The sequence below is a fragment of the Dactylosporangium sp. CA-092794 genome (assembly GCF_050948465.1).
Taxonomy (GTDB): domain Bacteria; phylum Actinomycetota; class Actinomycetes; order Mycobacteriales; family Micromonosporaceae; genus Dactylosporangium.
The window spans coordinates 6,192,496-6,212,611 of sequence record NZ_CP192044.1 but is presented as its reverse complement, the minus strand read 5'-3'; the positions used below and the strand labels follow the sequence as shown (position 1 = coordinate 6,212,611).

Below are 20,116 nucleotides of genomic sequence, written 5' to 3'. Positions count from 1 at the left end.
GTCGCCACACCGTGCCGGTCGCCGTGCCGTGCCGGTCGCCGCACCACCGGCGCATCGCTGGTCGCGGCTCCGCACCGGTGCCCGTTTCCGCAGCCAGCGACCGTTCGCCCGTGTCGAACTGATTCGACGATTTCGTAATGGGCGAACCGTAACACCGGCGTTTTCCGCGGACAAGACCTTCGTTCGCTGGTGCACTCCGCGGCTACGGGCGGTGACTGCCCGCGACCGGGACGAGGCAGAACAGCGTCCCATCCTGGATCACGAACGGCTGGTCCGCTTCCGGGCAATGGTCTGCCCGCGAGACCCGCTGGGTGATCTCGAATGCCCCGCGGGCGTCGCAGTCGACCACGGTGGCGCGGTCGGCGGTCTGGGCCACGCAGTCGCCGACCTGGAACGCGCGGCTCGGCAGCGAACCGGTCATCTTCAACGCGACCATGGTTCCGGTGCCGAGCGTGACCAGCGCGACGAACAGCGTGACCGCGGCGCTGACCGTGCGCCGCGCCTGCCGCCGGTGCGCCCGCGGCCGTGCCGGACCGGGCCGCGTCCTCGCGCCATTCGCCTCGGCGCCTCCGGGCCACTGGGTGCCGGCGGACCATTCGGTCTTTACGGTCTGCTCGGTGGTTGCGGTCTGCTCAGTGGTTGCGGTCCGGTCGGTGGTCGCGGTCCGGTCGGTCCCCGGCGCGCCGTCGGTCCGGCGCCCGAACCGCCGCCACCGGCTTGCCCGCGACCGATCGTGCTCGGCCCGCGATCGGTCGGCAAGGGTCAGCCTCGGCGCCGGAAACCTTGGCGCCGGCGAGACGGCGACGTCGGACAGCGGCTTCTCGCCGGCATCGGTCCCACCGAACGGTTCGTCTTCCGGACCATTGGCCGTACGCTCGGCCAACGCATCCCGCCGAACCGCTCGCATGTACTGCCGCACGACCCGCACGAGCGCGCCGAAGTCCTCGACCTCCGGCTCGGGCTCCGGCCGCACCACGGCGGCTGCTTTCGGCGTGGGTACCGGCACCAGGGACGCCTTCGGTCCGGCGTCCGGATCCTCAAGGTCTTGGTCCGCTGGAGGGTCCCCCTCAGGCGCGGTAACGGTCTGCGGCACGGCCGCCATGAAGGCCCTGAGCGCGGCGACAACATCCGGTTCCGCAGCCGATTCGGTTTGGAAATCGGTCTGCTCCTGCGGCAACCCACCATCCGGCCGCTCCTGGAGCAGCCCGCCATCCGGCCGCTCCTGGAGCAGCCCGCCATCCGGCTGATCCTGAAACGGCTCACCGAGCGGCGTCTCTTGTGGTCGCTCGTCGTCCGGCTGTTCCTCTGGCAGCTCGCCGTTCGGCCGTTCTTGCGGCAGGTCGTCGCCGGCCTCCAGCACCCGCAGCGAACGGAACCTCGCCGCCATCAGCTCCAGCTCGGCCTCGAACTCGTCCAGTTCGGCGCCGGACACGAGCAGGCTCCGGCCGGCCGCCTTCAGGTCCGCGGCGGCCTTCGTCACCTCGCCCCGGACCGATATGAGGTCGGTCGCGACCGATACCAGGTCGGCCTTGAGCGTGCGGTACTCGGCCTCGGCGGCCCGGCACTCCGCGCGGACCGCCTGCAGTTCCGCGACGTACCGCCACGGCTTGTCCTGCTGCAGCGCCCAGAGCTCGGCCCGGACCTCCCAGGCTTCGAGCTGTACCGGTCGGGCGGCGGACATCGTCGCCGGCGGCGACACCGGGAACGAACCGAATCCCCCGCCGCGAGCGGGCCCATCAGCCTTCGACGCGTCGGCAGCCGGCGAAGCGGGTTCCGGCAACGGGCCGGAAGAGGACCGAATGGCCGACAGCGCCCCGCGCGAAGGAACCGGCGGCGACGCCGGCGTCGCCGGACCGGTCGCGCCGGACCGGTCGCGCTGGAGAGCCGCCCACGGGTCCTGGTGCGACGGCCAGGAGGCCTGCGCCTGGAACCGGGGCCGGTCGCCGGTCGGCTCGGGCCGGACCGGGGACTGCTGCAGCGCGGCCCAAAGGTCGTTCGGGTCCACACTCGGGCCACCCACGTGCGGACCGTTCGGCGCCAGGGAGGCGGGCGGCTCGGGCTCGACGCGTGGTCTGCGCGGTATCGGCGATGGGTCCTGCAACAGGGCGCCCTCGGCCAGCACCGGGTCATCGATCGGTACGGGCCGCAGACCGAGTGTGCCGACCAATAGCTCGGTGATGAGCGGGGTGCGGGCGAGACCTCCGGTGAGCAGCACGCCGACCAGGTTCGGCGCGTCCGGCTCCGCGACGAGCGATGCGACGCCCCGCATCGCGTGTTCCAGGGGCGTGCGGGCGACTGCCTCGAACTCGGTGCGGGTCAGCGGCATGCCGGAGGCGGACCACGGCACGGGGACGATGGCGGCATTGCCGGTCGTGAGGTCCTCGCGGCTCGCGCGCGCGGCCTCGAGGAGGGCGCGGTCGGGTTTCCAGCGCCAGACCTTTCGGCCCGCAAAGGTCGAGCCGAGGTGGGAGACGATGGCGGCGTCCAGGGCTAGGCCGCCGGCCTCCGCGACCGTTACCGACGACAGAACGGTAAAGGTTGGGCCGGCGCGGAGTACCACCGCGGCGTCGAACGAACCGGCGCCGGCGTCCACGACGACCGCACAGGCCCCGTCGGGAACCGTTAACAGCCCGGCCTCATCCGCGTAGAGCGCGGCGGCGACGGGCTCCGGGACGAGCCGCGCCGGCCGCAGGCCCACGTGCACCGCGGCCTTTTCCAGCACATTGGTCTGCGGCCGGTGCCACGCCGCCGGGTGGGTGAGGCTGACGCCGGCCATCGGTCCGCCCGCGACGCGCCGGGCGGCGGTGGCGACCTGCGACAGCACCGCGGCGAACAGGCTGCGCACCGGACACTCGACGCCGCCGAGCACGACCGCGCCCTGCCCAATGGTCCGCCGCGGATACGGTTCGAAACGGTCCGGATTCGCCGCGCCGGCCTCCACCGCCGCGCGCCCGGCGGCGAAGTGGGGCGCGTTGTCCAGGCAGACGGCGGACGGCTCGAGCAGCAACTGCTCGCGCCGTCCGTCCGGCCTGACCAGCACCGCGGCGGTGCGCGCCGTGCCGAAGTCGATGCCGAGGTGGTATCCGCCCACCCTTTCAGGCTAATACGACAAAACCAGCCCAAAGGCCACAGAATGGCGATGACCCAGGGTCCCGGCGACATTTCCGCGGGCCACAATGGTACCTTCGGGCAGTACCTGGGACAAAGCGCCCAAAATCTCGTCGTCGCCGGCCGGTCCGCCCACGACGATCACCGCGCCGCCGAGGCCGATGCCACCATCCGCTGGGCCGTCATCAGGGCCCTGGCCCGCCGCTCCGCGATCGGGTCGAACCCGGCCGCTGCCGACGCCGGCACGTCCGGCCGCGCCGGCTTCACCGCCGTGGCCCTGCATTCCGGCTCGGGAAACGTTGCCACCGCCGCGGCCTTGCGTTCCGGCTCGGGAAACGTTGCCACCGCCGCGGCCTTGCGTTCCGGCTCGGGAAAGGTTGCCACCGCCGCGGTCGTGCATTCCGGCTCGCGAAAGGTTGCCGCCGAGGACCGCCGCCTTGAGCCTTAACCGCAGCGCGCGCCATTCGGCCGGAGCGAGCGCCCGGTCGAACGGCATCCAGCCGGCCGGACCGGCGGTGACGAGCGCCCCGACCGCGTCGCCCCGGACCGGGCGGTCGGTAAAGGTCCGCGCGCCGTCCTCGGCCACCAGGAGCTGCGGCGCGTCCACCCGGAACGACGGCCCCCGTTTGGCCCACTCCGCAGTGGTACGACCAATGCCCAGCAACGCCGCAACCGATACGGTCAGCAGTTCGCCCGCCCCGGCGAGCGTCACGGTGCGGCCGGGAGCCACCACATCGAGCGTGCCGGCGCCGAGGTCGACGACCACGGCGTCGGGCGGCGCCCCCGGCGTGGACAGCGCACCGAGCCGGGCGGCGGACGCTTCGCTCGAAACGGTCCGTACCGGAACGCCGACCAGATCGGCCAGTACCGCCGCCGGATCGACAGTGAGCGCATCGGCGCGCAACGCAGCGAGAACGGTCGTGCGGGACGCGAGCGCCGAACGGCGGGCCAATTGGGCGTCGGCCACCGCGGCGAGGTCCAGACCGAATACGTCGTCCACGGCGACCGGGTCACCGCCCGGCGGAGCGTACGCGCGCACGGAACCGGGCGGTCCGGTCAACCCGGTCACCGGCTCGCCGTCCGCGCCCCAGGCACCGAATCCGGTATTCGGTCCGCCACCTGCGACGGCGGAGGACTGACCGGAAACGGCAAAGGACCGGCCAGACACAGCGGAGGACCGACCGGAAACGGCGATGGGCTCGCCCGAAACGGCGGAGGACTGACCGGAAACGGCCGCAGCCCGGCCGGACACAGCGGAGGACCCATCGGAAACGGCGATGGGCTCGCCCGCGACGGCCGAGGACTGACCGGAAACGGCGGAGGACCGACCGAACACGGTCGTGGCCTCACCGGGCGAGGCGGAGGGCCGACCGGGCAAGGCGGACTCGGCCGCGGCGGGTGGCAGCAGCGCGACCACTGCCGCCGAACGGTCGAACAGCGCCAGCCTCGCGGCGTCGCCGGCCACCGCCGGGGCGCCGAGTGCGCTCGCCAGTCGCAGCGGGTCGGTCAGGTCCCGCAGCGGCCGCCCGGCCGAGCGGACCTCGACCGCCAGCAGCAGCGCGTCGGCCAGTTCAGCGACGGGTACCTCGTCCACGACCGGCACATCGTGGCCGGCGTCGCGGAGTCGGTTGCCGATGAGGACCGCCTCGTCGCGGGCGGTCACGACCGCGGCCAGGCCGCCCCGGCGGGCCAGGTCGAGCAGGTGCGGCAACGCCTCGCGGAACCCGGCCGCGACGACGGCCACGACCGGCGCGCCGGTGCCGTCCCCTCCGTGCGGAACGGCCGCCGGCGTTGTGGTTGACGGCACCGGGTACGGGCGGCCGACCGCGAAACCGCCCGCCGAGTCGTGGGCGGTGCCGCCGACCGGGAACGCGCGGCCGCCCCCCGAGTCGTTGGTGGTGCTGCCCGCCGCGAACGCGCGGCCGCCCCCCGAGTCGTGGGTCGTGCTGCCCGCCGCGAACGCGCGGCCGCCCCCCGAGTCGTGGGTCGTGCCGCCGGCCGGGAAGGCGCGCAGGCGGCCGGTCGAGGGATTCGGTTCGGGCAGGACGACCGTGGACGTCGTCACCGGGCGCAGCGGGGCCACCACGACGGCGTCGAGGCCGTGGGTGGCGGCGAGCCGGCGCAGCAGCCGGGCCGCCGCCTCCAGGCTGGCCTTGCCGCCCTTGGGGCCGCGGGTGGGTACCCGGTCGGCGGCCAGGATCTGCGGTCCGGTCGGGGCGAGCCGGGCCAGTACCGCCTCGGTGGTCGCGTTGCCGATGTCGAGGCCGGCGACGATCATGACTTGAGCAGGCCGCGCCGGGCGTAGACGGCCGCGGCCTCGCGGACCAGGGCGGCGCAGCGCGGGGCGTCGCGCGCGTCGAGGCCGGAGGCCAATGTGGACAGGTCCGCGGCGGTGGAGCGGTGCGGGCGCAGCGCCTCGTAGAGCGCCAGGATCTCGTCCTCGGCGAAGGCGGTCAGCTCGGCGGCGCGGAGCAGGTTGCCGGCCAGTTGCGGGTTGCCGTGCGCGGCGGCGACGGATGCCTGATGCTCCAGTGTGGACGGATGGATGCGCACGTCGTCGGGGGACAGCTCGCCGCGCCGCAGCGCCTCGACGGTGAGGGCGCCGATCTCCTTGCCGCTGAACGACTTCATGCGGCCTCGCCCGCCAGAACCAATTCCTCGGGGCCGGCGGCCGGGTCGGCGCAGTCGCGTTCGAGCGCGACCAGCGAGATGACGCTGGTGTGGTAGCGGGCCTCGATCGCCTCGTCGGTGTAAGGGTTCCTGGCCGGCACCGGGGTCGCGCCCTTCGCGTGCCGGCCGGCGTTGACGCCGAGCCGGCGGTAAAGGTCCGCGGTAAGGACCGGGGCGATGGAGTACAGCTCCAGGTTGGCCAGCGGCGGCAGGTCGCGGCGGTGGATGAGCGCGGTGCCCTTGCCCTGCAGGCCGATGCCGATCCCGGAGCCGGCCAGCCGGGCCGCGGTCAGGCCGACCATGCCCACGTCGATGGTGGCGTTGACCCGCACGATCCGGGCCACGCAGCCCTCCTCCTCGAGGCCGTAGAGCAGTTCCTGAATCACCTCGGTGACGAGCAGGCCGCTGAGGGTCTTCCAAACGGTACGGCCGACGCCCGGCGAGACGCCGACCACGACCTCGCGCGGATCGGTGCCGAACGTCGCCGGGCCGCGGACGGCGAGCCGGGCGGAGACGAAGGCCGCCTGATCGCGGCGCAGGTCGGCGACGCCGCGCTGCTGGCGGATGGCGTCGATCTCGGCCTGGCGACGCGGATCCGGCGCGTAGCCGGTCCCCGGGCCGGCGTAGTCGTTCGGGTCCGTGACCAGCGACAGCACGCGCATGCCGTCGTCGAAGATGGCGGCCGTCTGCAGGTGATCGCCGCGGACCCGCTCGGCGAGCATGGCCAGGACCCGCTCCGCCTCCTCGTCGTAGCCGGTGTCGCGCAGCGCGGCGGCGACGTCCAGCGCGGTCAGTCCGGCGGCGCGGATGGCGCGGGCGGCCTGCGGTACCACCAAAGGATCCTCGGCGGCGAGATCCTTGGAACCGGCGGCGTCCACCGCCGCCTCGACCTGGTCGTCGGTGAAGTCCGCCAGCCCGAGGTGGCGGTAGACGTCGCGGACGGCCTCGGCGGCGCGCCGGCGCAGCGTCTCCAGGCCGGCCGGGTCGGCGGTCCGCAGCCCGCCGTCCACGCCCCAGTCCCGCTGGATCGCGAGCCAGTCGTCGAGGTCCTCGGCGTTCCAGTTGGACGGACCGAACATGTTGTCGTACCGCTGGATCGAACCGAATCCGCTGCAGATGTAGTCGCTGCCGGCGAGCAGGATCGGCAGCGTGCGCGACGTGCGCCGGACGTGCGACTCGGACATGAGCGCGTCGTTGCCCGAGCAGGACTCCAGGTTGCGGGCCATGACCATGACGTTCTCGGCCATCAGCTCGCGCACACCGTTCGGGACCGAACCGGCCACGCTGGCCCCGTCGATGCCGCCGTTCTGCACGCCCTGGCTGCCGATCGCGCGGGCGAGCGAGACGCAGCGCGACTCCAGGTAGAGCATCGAGCGGCCCTCCGCGCCGCCCATGAGGACCTCGGCGCCCGCGCCGGAGGAGACCCGCATCTTGATGCCGCGGCTGGCGTACGCCGAGGTGAGCAGCGCCTTGGACCAGGGTGTGTCGTCGCCGTCGACGAAGACCTGTTCGGTGCCGTACAGGCTGACCGTTTCGGCGTAGGAGACCAGACCGCGCAGACCGAGCTCCAGCTCCAGGGCCTCCTCGACGGCGCACTGGACCAGCACGCCCGGCGAGGCCGCGGCGGCGCCGATCGTCACCGCGACCGCGTTGGACGGCGCGTCGGCCAGCACCGGTACGGTCGTCTCCAGCTCGCGGAAACCGTAAGCGGCCGCCGTCGCCGCGTCGGCGGCCAGCAGCAGCGGATCGTCGAGCAGGTTGGTGACGTGCGCCTGGTTGCTCGGCGTGCGCCGGGCACGCAGCTTCGTCATGGCGAGCATGAGCTCGGCCGGGCGCAGCAGGGCGACGACGCGGGCCAGTTTGGCCGGGGTCATGCCGGCGACGAGCCGGACGACCTCGGTGCGCGGCACCGCCGGATCGACGAACAGCCGCGCGGCCGCGACGTCGGGCAGCGCCATGGCCTCCTCGGCGACCGAAAGGTCCAGGCCGTGCGCGGCGATGTAGGTGTCGATGGCGTCGAAGTCGGCCTCGGCCCGGCCGTCGAGCTCGACGACCCGGCCGCCGGCGATGCGCAGCGACGGCTCGGGGTCTTCCGGACTGCGCAGGGCGACGAGGCCGAGCGCCGGGTCCTCCCGGGCGAACCCGTCCAGGTTGACCCGCTGCTGGTCCATGAACCGGATCCGGCCGATCATCGCCCTACGATAGGCCGACCGGTGTTTCAACGGTATGAACGCGCCGGGCCCCGGAGCAGACCAATAGCGCGAGGCCACGGCGCAGCGGTCGTACTTTGGTCGGATCCGGTACGGCCGGTCGGACCGTACGATGGACGGGATGCTCGGTCTGTTGCGGTCCGTCTGGGACGAGCCGGGCCCGGCCGATCCACCCGCTCGGGTGTGGCGCGACTGGGTGATGCTCGCCGGCTTCACGCTGGTCATCGTCGGCGAGGTCCTGAGCCGCCCCGAGCTGCCGTACCGCTGGTTCGCCGGCGCGGTGGCGCTGGCGGTGCTGCCGACGGTGCTGTGGCGGCGGACCAGACCGTTGCTCGCCGTGGCGGTCGCGTTCGGGGCCTGCGGCCTCGCGCCCCTGGTGACCGGGCACGACCTGGGGCTGAACTCGTTCGTGTTCGTGCTGGTGCTCGCGTATGCGCTGTTCCGGTGGGGCTCGGGGCGGGCGGCGGTCATCGGCGCCACGATCATCGCGGTGAAGCTGCTGTTCTCGCTGGTCATGGGGTTTCTCGGGACCGGCGACACCGTCGGCGGATTCGGTATCCTGTTCGCGGCCACGGCGCTGGGGGCGGCGCTGCGCTACCGCAACCGGGCCCGCCAGCGGGAGCTGGACCAGGTCAAGCTGCTCGAGCGGGAGCGGCTCGCCCGCGATCTGCACGACACCGTCGCCCACCACGTGTCCGCGATGATCATCCGGGCGCAGGCCGGGCTGGCCACCGCGCCGATGAACCCGGACGCCGCGACGGACGCGCTGCGGGTCATCGAGGCCGAGGCGTCCCGGGCGCTGGCCGAGATGCGCGGGATCGTGCGGGTGCTGCGAACCGACGAGCCCCTCGACCTGGCGCCGACGCCCGGGATCACCGACCTGCACGGGCTGGCCGGGCGGCACCGGATCGGCCCGTCGGTCGACGTGGACATCGCCGGCGACCTCGACGACCTGCCGGCGCCGATCGGCACCGCGCTCTACCGGCTGGCGCAGGAATCGGTCACCAACGCCCGGCGGCATGCCCGCAACGCGACCAGGATCGAGGTCAACGTCGTCGCCGACGCCGCATCGGTCCGCCTGCGGGTCAGCGACGACGGCGAGGCGGCGCCGGTCCGCGCGGCGACCTCGGGAGGATTCGGCCTAGTCGGTATGACCGAGCGGGCGGGCCTGGTCGGCGGCACCTGCGAGGCGGGGCCCGGACCGATTCGCGGCTGGACGGTCACCGCGGTCCTCCCCCGCGCCTGAACCGCCACCAATGCCGACGCCGCGATCGGTCCGTCCGGCGACCTGAACGGCCACGACCGCCGACGCCGCGATCGGTCCGTCCGGCGACCGAACGGCACGGCCACTGCCGCCGACGCCGCGATCGGTCCGTCCGGCGAAGCGCGCTGGAGCGCCATGGTTCGAAGGGGCGGCGCCGAAAGTACGGAATCGGGCAGGCCCAAGTTCCGATGAGCGCGGCGACCGCAACGCCCACCATCGATGGCATGAAGGCGATCGTTCAGCAACGGTACGGCTCATCGGAAACGCTGCAGCTCCGCGACCTCGAGCGGCCCGTGCCCGCGGCCGGCGAGGTGCTCGTCCGGGTCCGCGCGGCGGCCGTCAACGCCCGCGACTGGCACATCATGCGCGGCGACCCCTATCTGGCCCGGCTCGCGATGCCGGCCATGTTCGGCCGCAACGGTCCGCGCCGGCCCATCCGGGGCAGCGACTTCGCCGGCGTGGTCGAGGCGCTCGGCGAGGGCGTGACCCGGTTCGCGCCGGGCGACGAGGTGTACGGCGACCTGCGCGAGGACGACGGCGCGTTCGCCGAGTACGCGTGCGTGCCCGTCGGCATGATGGAGCGCAAGCCGGCCGGGCTGACCTTCGAGCAGGCGGCCGCGGTGCCGCTGGCCGCCTCGACGGCGCTGGCCGCCCTGCGCGACGTGGCCAAGGTGCGGGCCGGCGAGCACGTGCTCGTCAACGGCGCGTCCGGTGGCGTGGGCACGTTCGCGGTCCAGCTGGCCAAGGCGTTCGGCGCGACCGTGACCGGCGTGTGCAGCACCAGGAACACGGGGCTGGTGGCCGAGCTCGGCGCCGACCACGTGGTCGACTACACCCGGGAGGACTTCACCCGGTCCGCCCGGCGGTACGACGTGATCTTCGACCTGGTCGGCAACCGGACGCTGGCCGAGTACCGCCGGGCGCTCGCCGACGGCGGGCGGCTCGTGCTCTCCGGCGGCGGCACCTCCGGCGGGGGCCGGCCCAGCGTCTTCGGTCCGATGGGACTGACGATCCGCGGCTCGCTGGCCGCCCGGTTCGGCGGGCGGACCCGGGTGGTGCCGATGCTCAACGTGGCGCCGAGCGCGGAGAACCTGGCCACGCTGCGGGAGCTGATCGAGTCGGGCGAGGTTGCCCCGGCGGTCGACCGGACCTTTCCGCTGGAGAAGGCCGCCGATGCGGTCCGCTACCTGGAGATCGAGCACGCGCGCGCCAAGGTCGTCATCACGGTCTGATCCCGGCCCGGGCCGGCGCACCGTTCCCACGGCGCGCAGACCCGGGCCGGAACCGAGACCCGGTGCAACGCTCAGACGCGGAAGCGGCCGACCGCCTGCTGCAGGTCCCCGGTGACCCGGGTCAGCTCGGCGACGGTCTGGTCCACCTCGGCCAGCGTCGCGGTCGTGCTCTGGGCCGCGTCGGCGACGCCGGAGATGTGGCCGGCGATGTTCGACGCGCCGTGGGCGGCGTCGGTGACGCTGCGGCTCATCTCGCTGGTCGTGGCCGTCTGCTCCTCGACCGCGGAGGCGATCGTGAGCTGGTAGTCGTTGATCCGCGCGATGATCCGGCTGATCTCGCCGATCGCCGCGACCGCGTTGGCCGTGTCGGACTGGATCGCCTCAACCCGGCGGGAGATGTCCTCGGTGGCCCGGGCGGTCTCCTGGGCCAGGTCCTTGACCTCGCTCGCGACGACCGCGAAGCCCTTGCCGGCCGCGCCGGCGCGGGCCGCCTCGATGGTCGCGTTCAGCGCCAGCAGGTTGGTCTGCTCGGCGATCGAGGTGATCACCTTGACCACGTTGCCGATCTCCGTGGACGAGTCGCCGAGCTTCGAGACGGTCTGGTTGGTCGTCTCGGCGACCCCGACCGCCTCGGAGGCGACCCGGGCGGCGTCGTTGGCGTTCTGCGCGATCTCGCGGATCGACGCGCCCATCTCCTCCGAGCCGGCCGCAACGGTCTGCACGTTGTGCGACACGGTTCCGGCGTCCCCGGCCACCACGTTGGCCCGCGCCGCGGCCGTCTGCGCGCTGTCGGCGATCCGGGCGGTCACGCCGTTGAGCCGGCCGGTGCTGTCGCCCAGGGTGCCCGCAGCGGCGGCCAATGTCTGCACGGTACGTCCAATGCCTTCATTGGCCCGGTTCACCGCCACCGCCATGGCGCCCAGCTCGTCGCGGGACAGCACGTCGGCGCGGTGCGTCAGGTCTCCGTCGGCGGCGGCGAGCAGCGCGTCGCCGACCGCGTGCAGCTGCCGGCTCATCCGCCGGCCGATGGCCACAACCAGGGCCAGCGACAGCACCAGGCCGACGACGAGCGACCCGATGGTCCAGTTGCGGGCGGAGTGGTACGCGCGCAGCGCCGACGCCGCGGTCGCCGCCGCCTCCGTGCCCTCCAGCTGCTGCAGCTGCTGCAGCGAGGTGTTCATCTGGTTCTCGAGGTCGGTCCAGAGCTTGGTCTGCGCGGCCGAATCGGTCGGGATCGTCACGCCGGCCGCCGGTTTCTCCTGGAACACCACGACGTTGCGCAGGTTGCTGTAGTTGGTCCAGGCGGTGGTGAACGCCTGGACCGCCGCCTCCCGGGCCGGGGAATCGGCGGCCTCCTGCCGGTACTGCGCCAGCGCCTGCTGCACCAGCTGGTCGCCGTTGTTGCGCGCCTGCATGGCCCGCGGGACGAGCGTCGCGTCGGTCGGCGCCCACGCGAACAGCGACTGCGCCCGGTAGTTCTCGCTCACGCCCTGCCGGATCACGACCAGCTGCGCCATGCTGTCCAGGTGCCGGGACTGCAGCTCGTCGAGCCGGTCGTTGATCCGCCCCATGCTGCTGATCGACAGGACGGCGACCACGACGGCGACGAGCGCGACCAGCCCGACGCCGATGAGGTTCTTGACGCCGACCGGCCGGTCGGCGACCCACCCGGCGAGCGCGTTGCGCCGTACGGTCACTTCGATCGGCATCGTGTTCGCGCTCATTGCCGTTTCCCGTCCCATCGCCAGTAGAGCCCCGCACCAAGCCGGACGATCGGCTCATCGGCCGCCACCGCCAGGGGTTGAGGAAGAACCGGTCAGCGCTGGTAACGGTCGCCGGCGTAGGTCTCCAGCGACTCGCGGACCAGCCGGTCGCCGAAGCCGCTGATGCTGGTCAGGAAGAAGACGCTGTGCGGGCGGGACCAGAAGCGGGCGGTGCGGTGGTCGCTGCCCAGGGCCGTGTTGGAGGCCGGCGTGCAGACCAGCCAGCGGCTGCCGCGGTGCGACAGGAAGTACACCGTCGACATCTGCGCCCACGGGAAGGTCGTGTCGTGGCCGTCGTGCGTGATCGTGATGCCGGTGGCGTCGATGGTCGTGGGGCGGGTGTCGCGCGCGCACATCGCCCACTGGAACAGCTTCACCGCCAGGCCCGCGCCGCCGGCCAGGAGCAGTAGCCAGCTCAGCGCCGTCCACAGCGCGCCGTCGAAGACGCCGAGGATCAAACCGGCGACGAACAGGGCGCCGAAGCGGAACGTGGCGCCGGAGTGGTGGCGGTACGGGTTGGCGATGAGCTTGCGCTTGTCGGCCTGGGGCGGGCGGCCGTAGGGAGGCACCGGCGCCGGCGCGGGCGGCATCTTCACCGTCACCGACTCCACCCGGGTCGGCGCGGCCGGCGAACCGGGCGGGGTGGTGCTCAACACCGGTTCGCGCAGGGTGTGGCCGTCGCGCGGGGTGGGAGCCGGGGCCGGGGCCGGTACGGGCGCGGTGCGCGGGCGGAGCGGTGGCTCGTCGGCGACCATCGCGAGGTACTGCAGCGCCCCCTCGGCGACGACCAGCTCCGGGTGCTCGACCCGGCGCGGCGAGCGGCCCGTGGCCTGGCCCAGCAGCGTGCCGACGAGCGGGGTGCGGGTGGCGCCGCCGACCAGGAACAGCTCGGCGCGGTCGTCGCGGCCGATCTTCGCCCGGCGCAGGACGTCCTGGGTCATCATGACGGTGCGCTGCAGCAGGGCGCGGGCGTCGCGCTCGAAGTCGCCGCGGGTCACCGAGACGTCCTGGTCGACGAGCGGCACGCCGACCCGGGCCACCCGCTCGGTGCTGAGCCGTTCCTTGGCCAGCCGGCAGTCGTCCCACAGCAGCCGGGCCGACCAGCGGTCCGGGCCCTCGGGCTCGATGAGGCGGGCCCACTCGTCGGGGTGGGCGGCGGCCACGCCCCGGCCGATGTGGCGCAGCACGACCTCGTCGAGGTCGAGGCCGCCGACGTCGTCGAGGCCGGCCTTGGCCAGTTGCTGGAAGCCGCGGCCGGTGCGCAGCACGGCGGTCACGTCGCAGGTGCCGGCGCCCAGGTCGTAGACGACGAGGGGGTCGCCGTCGGCGACGGTGGCGCCGGTGGCGAGCAGGTAGGCGGCGGCCGCCTCGGGCTCGCTGAGCAGGGCCGGCTGGTGCAGCCCGGCGTGGCCGGCGGCGGCGCGCAGCACGGACTGCCGGTCGGCGGGCCAGGCGGCCGGGTGGGTGAGCACGACCCGCAGCCGGTCGGTGCCGGCCAGCCGGGTCGCCTCGGCGACGACCAGGCCGAGGGTGGCGCCGATGAGCTCGGCGGCGTCGTGCTCGTCGCCGCCGAGCAGCACCCGCCGCTCGCCGATGCGCCGCTTCGGGTTGGGCTCGTAGCGGCCGGGGTCCAGCCGGGCGGAGCGGACCGCGGCGTTGCCGGTGATGAGCGAGCGGTGCTCGTCGGCCCACACCGCCGAGGGCAGCAGCGGTGTGCCGTCGAACTGCAGCGCGAACGGCGCCTCCCCCGGCGGCTGCAGGTAGGCGACCGTGTTGGTGGTGCCGTAGTCGATGCTCAGCCGGAATTCCGTCACTGGGAACCTCCCTGCAGGCTGAACACGACGACGGCGACGAGGGCCACGATGACGAGCGCGATCGCGGCCAGGGCGATGACGGTGCGCTGCGGCAGGCGGCCGGCCGGGCCGGGCAGCGCCGCCGCGGAGCGGGTCACCGCGCCGCCCTCGGCCGGGCCCGGCCGGGGGCGGACGTGGGTGCGGCGCTCGGCGAGCAGCAGCTCGGTGCGCTCGGGCCAGATGTCGGTGAGCCCGGCGGCGAGATACTGTTCCCGGGCGGCGAGCTGGTCGGCCGCCGCCTTGCCCGGCAGCGTCCGCGGAAAGCGCCGCAGGGCAAAAGCCAGCGCCGCGGGTACCTCCGGAGCCTCCTGGCGGGCAAGGAACTTGAGCACGTCGCCCAGCACGCGCCCGTCCGGCGCGGACAGCTGCGGCCCGAAGGCGGCGCGCAGCACCCGGAACCAGCGGTCCTGGGCGACCTGCGCGTCGCCGGGCAGGAACGGGATGCAGTAGATGAGGAAGTCGGTGCGCTCCAGCGCGGTGTGCGCCGACGCGAGGGCGGCCGGGTCGAACGGGCGCTGCTCGGCGGCGCTGAGCAGCAGCTCGGTGACGTGCACGTCGGAGCCGGTGTGCCGGTTGGCCAGCTCGATGAGGTCGGCCAGGCCGATGCGGTCCATGAGCGCGCGGATGCCCGGCGACTGCAGGGCGGGCGGCACGCCGAAGGAGACGGCCAGCTGCACCAGCTCGACGACCGAGGCGGGGCCGGCGGTGGCGTTGCGGGAGCGGGCGGCCCAGTCGCGCAGCTGCGCGTCGACCAGGCCGGGGTCGAAGGCGGACGTGCGCAGTGCCTCGCGCAGCTGCTTGCCGGCGGTGGCGCGCAGGCAGCGCTGCACCATGTAGCGGGTGACGACGCCGGCGGCGGCCGGGTGCTGGGCGGCCAGCGGCGTGCCGGACTGCCAGGCGAGGTACGCCGCGCGCAGGTCGGTGTCGTTGAGCTTGGTCAGCTCGGACTCGATCTGGCGCAGCCCGTCCTCGGTGCGCAGCAGCGCGAGGTGCTCGGGCGCGGCGTGGCCGCCGGCGACCGCGTCGAGCAGCGTGGTGGCCAGGATGCGGCCGCCGACGAGCACGTCGCTCTGCCACTGCCGCAGCTCGGCGGCGCCGGCCAGGCTGCGCCCGGCGCGCAGCGGGGCGACCGCGGCCGCGCCGCCGCGGCGCCACACGTCGGCGAGCTGGCGGGCGAAGTCGGGCACGGCGGCGCCGGGCTGGCCGGGGTAGAGCCGCAAGCGGGTGGCGGCGTAGCCGGTGCCGCCGGCGACGGCGTCGAGGAAGACGAGCCGGGGCAGGTCGGGGTCGGTGTCGTCGTCCTCGTTGGCGGCGAAGGTGAGGTCGCGGGTGGAGCCGAGCACCTCGGTCAGGCCGCGGACCAGGGCGGTGGCGGGGGCGCTGGGCAGCACGACGGTCAGCGGGGCGGCCGGGTTGTCCATCACCCGGCCGAGCAGCTCGTCGAAGACCGGGCCGGGGTCGGTGACCGGGCGGGCCAGGGCGGCGTCGGCGTGTTCGCGCAGGGCCTGGTGCGGCACGGCGGCGAGCCGGCCCGGCGGGTACGCCTCGGTGCCGTTGCGGCCCGCCCACCCGGGCCAGTCCTCGAGGCCGAGGGCGAGCTGCACGGTGACGAGGTCGTCGGGGCCGATGAGGGCGTGGGCGATCGCGGCGCCGGGGCGGTTCTTGTCGTCGCGGGCGGGCACCTTGTGCAGCACGACGCCGGATCCGTCGATGCGCAGGTAGGCCAGGGACGGCCGGTCGTTGCGGCCGGGCGCCCGGGTGATGCGCAGCGCGAGCCGCTCGTCCCACCAGGCCACCGACGACTCCGGCAGGGACCAGGCGTCGGGGCCGACGCCGTCGTGGGCGCCCGGCTGCGGCCGGGCCCGCCAGCGGAAGACGATCTGGTCGATCCGGCTCACCGAACCAACACCTCCTGCTCCCCCAGCATCGAGCGGTCGAGGACTCCGGTCATGGCGAACAGCGAGAGCAGCGGGCGCAGCACCCGCTTGGGGCCGAAGCCCTCGGCCGGGAAGTGCCCGTCGACCGGGGCGACGCCGGCCGCGGAGGCGAAGTGCAGGCTGACGTCGCTGACCCGGTTGACCGGCGGCAGGAAGCGCTCGGCGCCGTTGGTGGCGAGGAACTCGTACACCTCCTCGCTCTCCTGCGCGACCGTGTGCAGCGCCCGGGTGTCGTCGCGGGACAGCCAGCGGGCGACCTCGGTGCGGCGCGGGGCGAGCAGGTCGGACTTGGCCACCACCACGGCCGCCGGGATCGGCAGGAACTGGGTGCCGGACTCGCCGCGGACCTCGACCAGGCGGTCCATGACCGCGTTGAACGCCGGGTCGCCGTAGACGGTGGCCGGCTCGCCGAGCACGGTCGGCAGCGCCTTCTCCGGGTCGACGACGAAGATGAGCGCGTTGACCGCGGACAGGAACGACGTGTCGAGAAACCGGTCGCCGGAGCGGCGCCGCCGCAGCTGCTCGCCGGCCACGTCGAAGAACGCGACGGCGAAGTCGCGGCGGGCGTGGGCGCTGTACACCTTGGCCACGTAACTGAACGCGATCGGGCTGATCTGGGTCAGCGGCAGCTGCTCGCGGCGGTGGCAGAACGGCTCGACGAACCGGGTCATGTAGTTGTGCTCGATGCCCTCGTCGAGCCGCTCGACGCGCAGGCCGAGGTCGGCCAGCTCGAGGTTGTTGCGCAGGGCCTCGACCATCGCGGCCAGCAGCAGCGTCTTGCCGGCGGCGCGGTGGCCGACCAGGCCGATGACGATCGGGTCGCCGTAGTCGCCGTAGCGGTCGGGCAGGTAGTGGGTGGTGGCCATGCCGTCGCGCATGAGCGTGCACGCGCGCTGGGCGCCGAGGCGGCGCTCGGCGAACGCCTCCCGGGTCTCGTCGGCGCCGCGCGGGCGGAACGGGCGGTGCTGCTGGGTCTCCACGTCGACCTCGACGCGCTGGGCCTTGCGCCAGTGGATCCACTGCAGGCAGATCGGGCACAGGACCCGGCCGAGCAGCCGGCTGGGGCTCGGGACGCTCATCAGGCTCCTCCGAACCGGGTGACGACGAAGATGACGAACAGCAGCGGCAGGCCGGCGATCACCAGCGCCCCGGCGCCGAGCAGGATCTTGCTGGAGAGCTCGTCGCGGCTGTACCACAGCACGTCGAACAGGCCGCGCGCGTAGCGCCAGGCGACGGCCTGCGGCGCCGAGCGCTGCAGGCGGTAGTCCCGCTTGGCCGCGACCAGCCGGCGGTACTCCTCCCGGGCCGGGCTCGCCGGCGCCATCGGCGGGGCGTACTGCTGCGGGATGTGCACGGTGGCGGTGGTGGCGTCGGCCGGGTCGGGGCTCTGCCACACCGGCTCGTAGCGGGCCTCCTCGACCCGGCGCAGCAGCAGGTGCACGTCGGGCCGGTCCCGCGGGTCGTCGGCGAACACGCCGTCGAGCAGCGTGGAGAGGGCCGAGCCGCCGCCGTGGGCGAGGGCGGCCCGCACGGTCGGCGCGTCGGCGGGCGGGGTCTGCAGGGCGATGCAGTACACCACCATGCCGGCCTGGTAGACGTCATGCGCCTCGGTGGCCAGGCGCAGCCCGTCCGGGCCGGGCGGCGGCTGCCAGACCGGGTCGAGGGCGGCCCGGGCCGGCTCGCCGACGGCGACCGCCTCGCCGAGGTTGACCAGCTGGGCGTGACCGCCGTCCCACAGTACGAAATCCGGAAGGATGGCACCGTGGGTGAGCCCGGCCTTGGCCAGGGTGCGGATCGCGGTGAGCAGGTCGGCGAAGATGGTCAGCAGTGTCTCGGGCAGCGGCGCACCGGGCTGCCCGGCCACCGGCGCCCCGCGGTAGGTGGTGACCACCCAGGGCCGCTCGCCGGTCAGGTCGCTGTCGATCACCCGGCACAGCTGCGGGGGGTACATCGTGTCGCCCAGCGCCCAGATCAGCTTGCCGGCGTTGACCTCGGCGTGCACGAGCCGGTGCGCGTCGGCGGTGCGGGTGGTCTTGCGCAGCACCCGCTCGCCGGTCGCGGCCAGCCGGCCCCACTGCAGCTCGAACCGGTCGGTGAAGCGCCGGTCGGGATCGAACTCGATGTGCACCGTCATGTGGGCAGTCGCTCCCCGTCGTCGGCGTTGATCGCGAACAGTGTGTAGCCGTTGTCGAGGTACACCACGCCGTCGCCCACCACCGGTGCGCGCAGGGCGACGATGTCCGGCGCGGACCAGCGGGCCGTGCCGTCGTGGCGCGAGTACGCGTGCAGGATGCCGGCGTCGACCACGCAGACCAGTGTCGGACCCACGCGCACGTCGGGCCACACGGCCACGCCGGGGACCCGCCAGCGTACCCGCCCGTCGGCGCCGAGCGCGGTCAGCCCGGACGGCTCCGCCACGAAGATCGCCCCGGGCACGGCGTGCGGGGTGCCGTCACCGGGCCACCGCCAGCGCGCCGAACCGTCGGCCGGGTCGAGGCCGAGCAGCTCCCCGCCGGCCGGTTGGACCACGATCTCGGCGGTGGCGGCCGGCGGCACCCGCGGCGGCAGGCCGGCCCGGCGGAACCGCAGCCCGCCGTCGCGGGCGCCGATGCCGAGCAGTTCGTCGCCGACCCGGACCAGGACCAGGTCGCCGGCCGCGGACAGCCCGCCGGCCGGGCCGCTCAGCTCGCCGTACCGCCAGCCCTCGCCGCCGTCGGCGCGCCGCTCGCGCACGAAGGTGCCCTGCACCAGCGCGACCCCGCCGGGGACCGGGACCGGCCGGAGCGCCGCCGACGTGGTGCGCCAGGCCGGTTCGCCGGTGGCGGCGTCGACCGCGTGCAGGTTGCGCAGGCCGGGGCCGAGCACGTGGACGAGGCCGTGCGCGGCGAGCGGCTCGCCGTGCGGCGGCACCGGCAGCTGCCAGCGGGGCGCGCCGGTGCGCAGGTCGTGGGCGAGGACGCCGGACGGGGCCGGGGTGAGCACGACGTCGCCGGTGACGGCCGGGCGGTACCCGGGGGCCGGGGCGACCGGGTGCGACCAGCGCTCGGCGCCGTCGGCGGCGTCGAGCACGTGCACGCCGTCGTCGGCGCCGACCACGACCGCGTCGCCGGCGACCACCGTCTCGCCGCGGGCCATCGCCCGGCGCGGGGCGCGCCACGGCTTGCGGCCGCCGTCGCCGTACAGCAGCCGCGCCACCTCGCGGGCCCGCTCCTCGATGGCGGCGAGCGCGGCCGCCGGCAGCCACGGCCCGCCCGGCTCGCCGAGGCCGGCGGCGAGGCGGTCGCGCACCTGCCGGGCGGTCGGCCGGTCCTCCGGGGCCGCCTCCAGGCACTTGCGCAGCGTCCACGTCATGCCGACCGGGACGCCGGTCAGGTTGGGGGCGCTGTACTGCACCGCGTAGAGGTACCGCTCCATGGAGTCACCCTCGAAGGGCAGGCGCCCGGTCGCGGCCCGCACCAGCACGGCCGCGAGCGCGAACACGTCGGAGGCCGGGGTGCCGGGCCGGCCGCTGAACCGCTCCGGCGCCATGTACCCGACCGTGCCGTGCATGTGCCCGTAGGCGGTGAGCCGCCCGGAGTCCTCCGGCCGGGCGATGCCGAAGTCGATGATCCGCACGCCACCGGCGAGGACGAGCACGTTGCTCGGCTTGAGGTCGCGGTGCACGACCCGGGCGGCGTGGATGGCGGCCAGCCCGTCGGCCAGCGCCGCGCCGAGCCGCCGGACCTGGTGCTCGGCGAGCGGCCCGGCGGAATGCTCGACCTCGGCGAGGGTGATGCCGGGCAGGTACTCGGTGGCCAGCCAGGGCGGCGTCCCGGCCGGGTCGGCGTCGAGCAGCCGGGCGGTGTGCTGGGAGTGGATCTTCGCGACCAGGTCGACCTCGCGCCGGAACCGCCCGACCAGCTCCGCGTCGTGGCCGGCCCCGACGTGCAGGGTCTTCACCGCCGCCGGCGCGCCCGAGCCGTCCCGGCCCAGGAAGACCTGGCCCATCCCGCCGGCACCGAGCCGCCCGAGGATCCGGTACGGCCCGAGGCGGCGTGGGTCCTCGCGCCGTAACGGCTCAACCACGGCAGCTCACGACC

At 74.5% G+C, this 20,116-nt stretch carries 12 protein-coding genes; 2 read left to right on the top strand and 10 right to left on the bottom strand.

What is annotated here, in order from left to right; genetic code table 11:
* Positions 1–202 precede the first annotated feature (202 nt).
* Genes ACQPXD_RS26200 through ACQPXD_RS26185 form a run of 4 tightly spaced genes read right to left on the bottom strand, consistent with a single transcriptional unit; the run spans position 203 to position 7,970 of the window.
* A complete protein-coding gene (locus ACQPXD_RS26200) occupies positions 203–3,091 on the bottom strand; it encodes an Hsp70 family protein (protein WP_432843014.1) in 2,889 nt (962 codons plus the stop codon).
* Positions 3,092–3,100: 9 nt separating this feature from the next.
* Positions 3,101–5,386 carry a diol dehydratase reactivase ATPase-like domain-containing protein gene (locus tag ACQPXD_RS26195; RefSeq protein WP_432843012.1) on the bottom strand — a complete coding sequence of 762 codons (2,286 nt, stop codon included), beginning with the start codon at positions 5,384–5,386 and terminating at the stop codon, positions 3,101–3,103.
* Entirely contained in the window at positions 5,383–5,739 is a 357-nt protein-coding gene (locus ACQPXD_RS26190; protein WP_432843010.1) for a diol dehydratase small subunit, read from the bottom strand. The genes ACQPXD_RS26195 and ACQPXD_RS26190 overlap by 4 nt, the downstream gene beginning before the upstream one ends.
* Positions 5,736–7,970: a propanediol/glycerol family dehydratase large subunit gene (locus tag ACQPXD_RS26185; protein ID WP_432843008.1), complete on the bottom strand. Its 2,235-nt coding sequence runs from the start codon at positions 7,968–7,970 to the stop codon at positions 5,736–5,738. Before ACQPXD_RS26185 ends, ACQPXD_RS26190 begins: the two co-directional genes overlap by 4 nt.
* Positions 7,971–8,109: 139 nt before the next feature.
* On the opposite strand from ACQPXD_RS26185, the gene ACQPXD_RS26180 reads away from it, so the two are divergent.
* Together ACQPXD_RS26180 and ACQPXD_RS26175 are read left to right on the top strand one after the other, a co-directional pair.
* Complete coding sequence (locus ACQPXD_RS26180) at positions 8,110–9,234, top strand: sensor histidine kinase (RefSeq protein WP_432843006.1); 1,125 nt, start codon at positions 8,110–8,112, stop codon at positions 9,232–9,234.
* Positions 9,235–9,476: 242 nt separating this feature from the next.
* Entirely contained in the window at positions 9,477–10,484 is a 1,008-nt protein-coding gene (locus ACQPXD_RS26175) for an NAD(P)-dependent alcohol dehydrogenase (protein WP_432843004.1), read from the top strand.
* Positions 10,485–10,555: 71 nt separating this feature from the next.
* Here ACQPXD_RS26175 and ACQPXD_RS26170 read toward each other — a convergent pair whose 3' ends face one another.
* The 6 genes from ACQPXD_RS26170 to ACQPXD_RS26145 all read right to left on the bottom strand — a co-directional run bounded on the left by ACQPXD_RS26170 (position 10,556) and on the right by ACQPXD_RS26145 (position 20,102).
* Positions 10,556–12,193 (bottom strand): methyl-accepting chemotaxis protein, encoded by a 1,638-nt coding sequence (locus ACQPXD_RS26170; RefSeq protein ID WP_432843002.1) that lies wholly within the window; start codon positions 12,191–12,193, stop codon positions 10,556–10,558.
* Between the two features lie 107 nt (positions 12,194–12,300).
* Positions 12,301–14,061, bottom strand: a complete 1,761-nt coding sequence (locus ACQPXD_RS26165) for an Hsp70 family protein (protein ID WP_432843000.1) — start codon at positions 14,059–14,061, stop codon at positions 12,301–12,303.
* Positions 14,058–15,998 carry a hypothetical protein gene (locus ACQPXD_RS26160; RefSeq protein WP_432842998.1) on the bottom strand — a complete coding sequence of 647 codons (1,941 nt, stop codon included), beginning with the start codon at positions 15,996–15,998 and terminating at the stop codon, positions 14,058–14,060. Before ACQPXD_RS26160 ends, ACQPXD_RS26165 begins: the two co-directional genes overlap by 4 nt.
* Positions 15,995–17,116, bottom strand: coding sequence for a hypothetical protein (locus ACQPXD_RS26155; protein ID WP_432842996.1), 1,122 nt, complete (start codon positions 17,114–17,116; stop codon positions 15,995–15,997). Before ACQPXD_RS26155 ends, ACQPXD_RS26160 begins: the two co-directional genes overlap by 4 nt.
* Positions 17,116–18,171 carry a hypothetical protein gene (locus ACQPXD_RS26150; RefSeq protein WP_432842994.1) on the bottom strand — a complete coding sequence of 352 codons (1,056 nt, stop codon included), beginning with the start codon at positions 18,169–18,171 and terminating at the stop codon, positions 17,116–17,118. Before ACQPXD_RS26150 ends, ACQPXD_RS26155 begins: the two co-directional genes overlap by 1 nt.
* Entirely contained in the window at positions 18,168–20,102 is a 1,935-nt protein-coding gene (locus ACQPXD_RS26145) for a protein kinase domain-containing protein (protein ID WP_432842992.1), read from the bottom strand. Before ACQPXD_RS26145 ends, ACQPXD_RS26150 begins: the two co-directional genes overlap by 4 nt.
* Positions 20,103–20,116 lie beyond the last annotated feature (14 nt).

Excerpts from the sequence above, each read along its gene's own strand:
- ACQPXD_RS26155 (WP_432842996.1), bottom strand. The coding sequence starts at position 17,116 with ATGAGCGTCCCGAGCCCCAGCCGGCTGCTCGGCCGGGTCCTGTGCCCG.
- ACQPXD_RS26195 (WP_432843012.1), bottom strand. The coding sequence starts at position 5,386 with ATGATCGTCGCCGGCCTCGACATCGGCAACGCGACCACCGAGGCGGTA.
- ACQPXD_RS26180 (WP_432843006.1), top strand. The coding sequence starts at position 8,110 with ATGCTCGGTCTGTTGCGGTCCGTCTGGGACGAGCCGGGCCCGGCCGAT.
- ACQPXD_RS26150 (WP_432842994.1), bottom strand. The coding sequence starts at position 18,171 with ATGACGGTGCACATCGAGTTCGATCCCGACCGGCGCTTCACCGACCGG.
- ACQPXD_RS26175 (WP_432843004.1), top strand. The coding sequence starts at position 9,477 with ATGAAGGCGATCGTTCAGCAACGGTACGGCTCATCGGAAACGCTGCAG.
- ACQPXD_RS26190 (WP_432843010.1), bottom strand. The coding sequence starts at position 5,739 with ATGAAGTCGTTCAGCGGCAAGGAGATCGGCGCCCTCACCGTCGAGGCG.
- ACQPXD_RS26170 (WP_432843002.1), bottom strand. The coding sequence starts at position 12,193 with ATGCCGATCGAAGTGACCGTACGGCGCAACGCGCTCGCCGGGTGGGTC.
- ACQPXD_RS26185 (WP_432843008.1), bottom strand. The coding sequence starts at position 7,970 with ATGATCGGCCGGATCCGGTTCATGGACCAGCAGCGGGTCAACCTGGAC.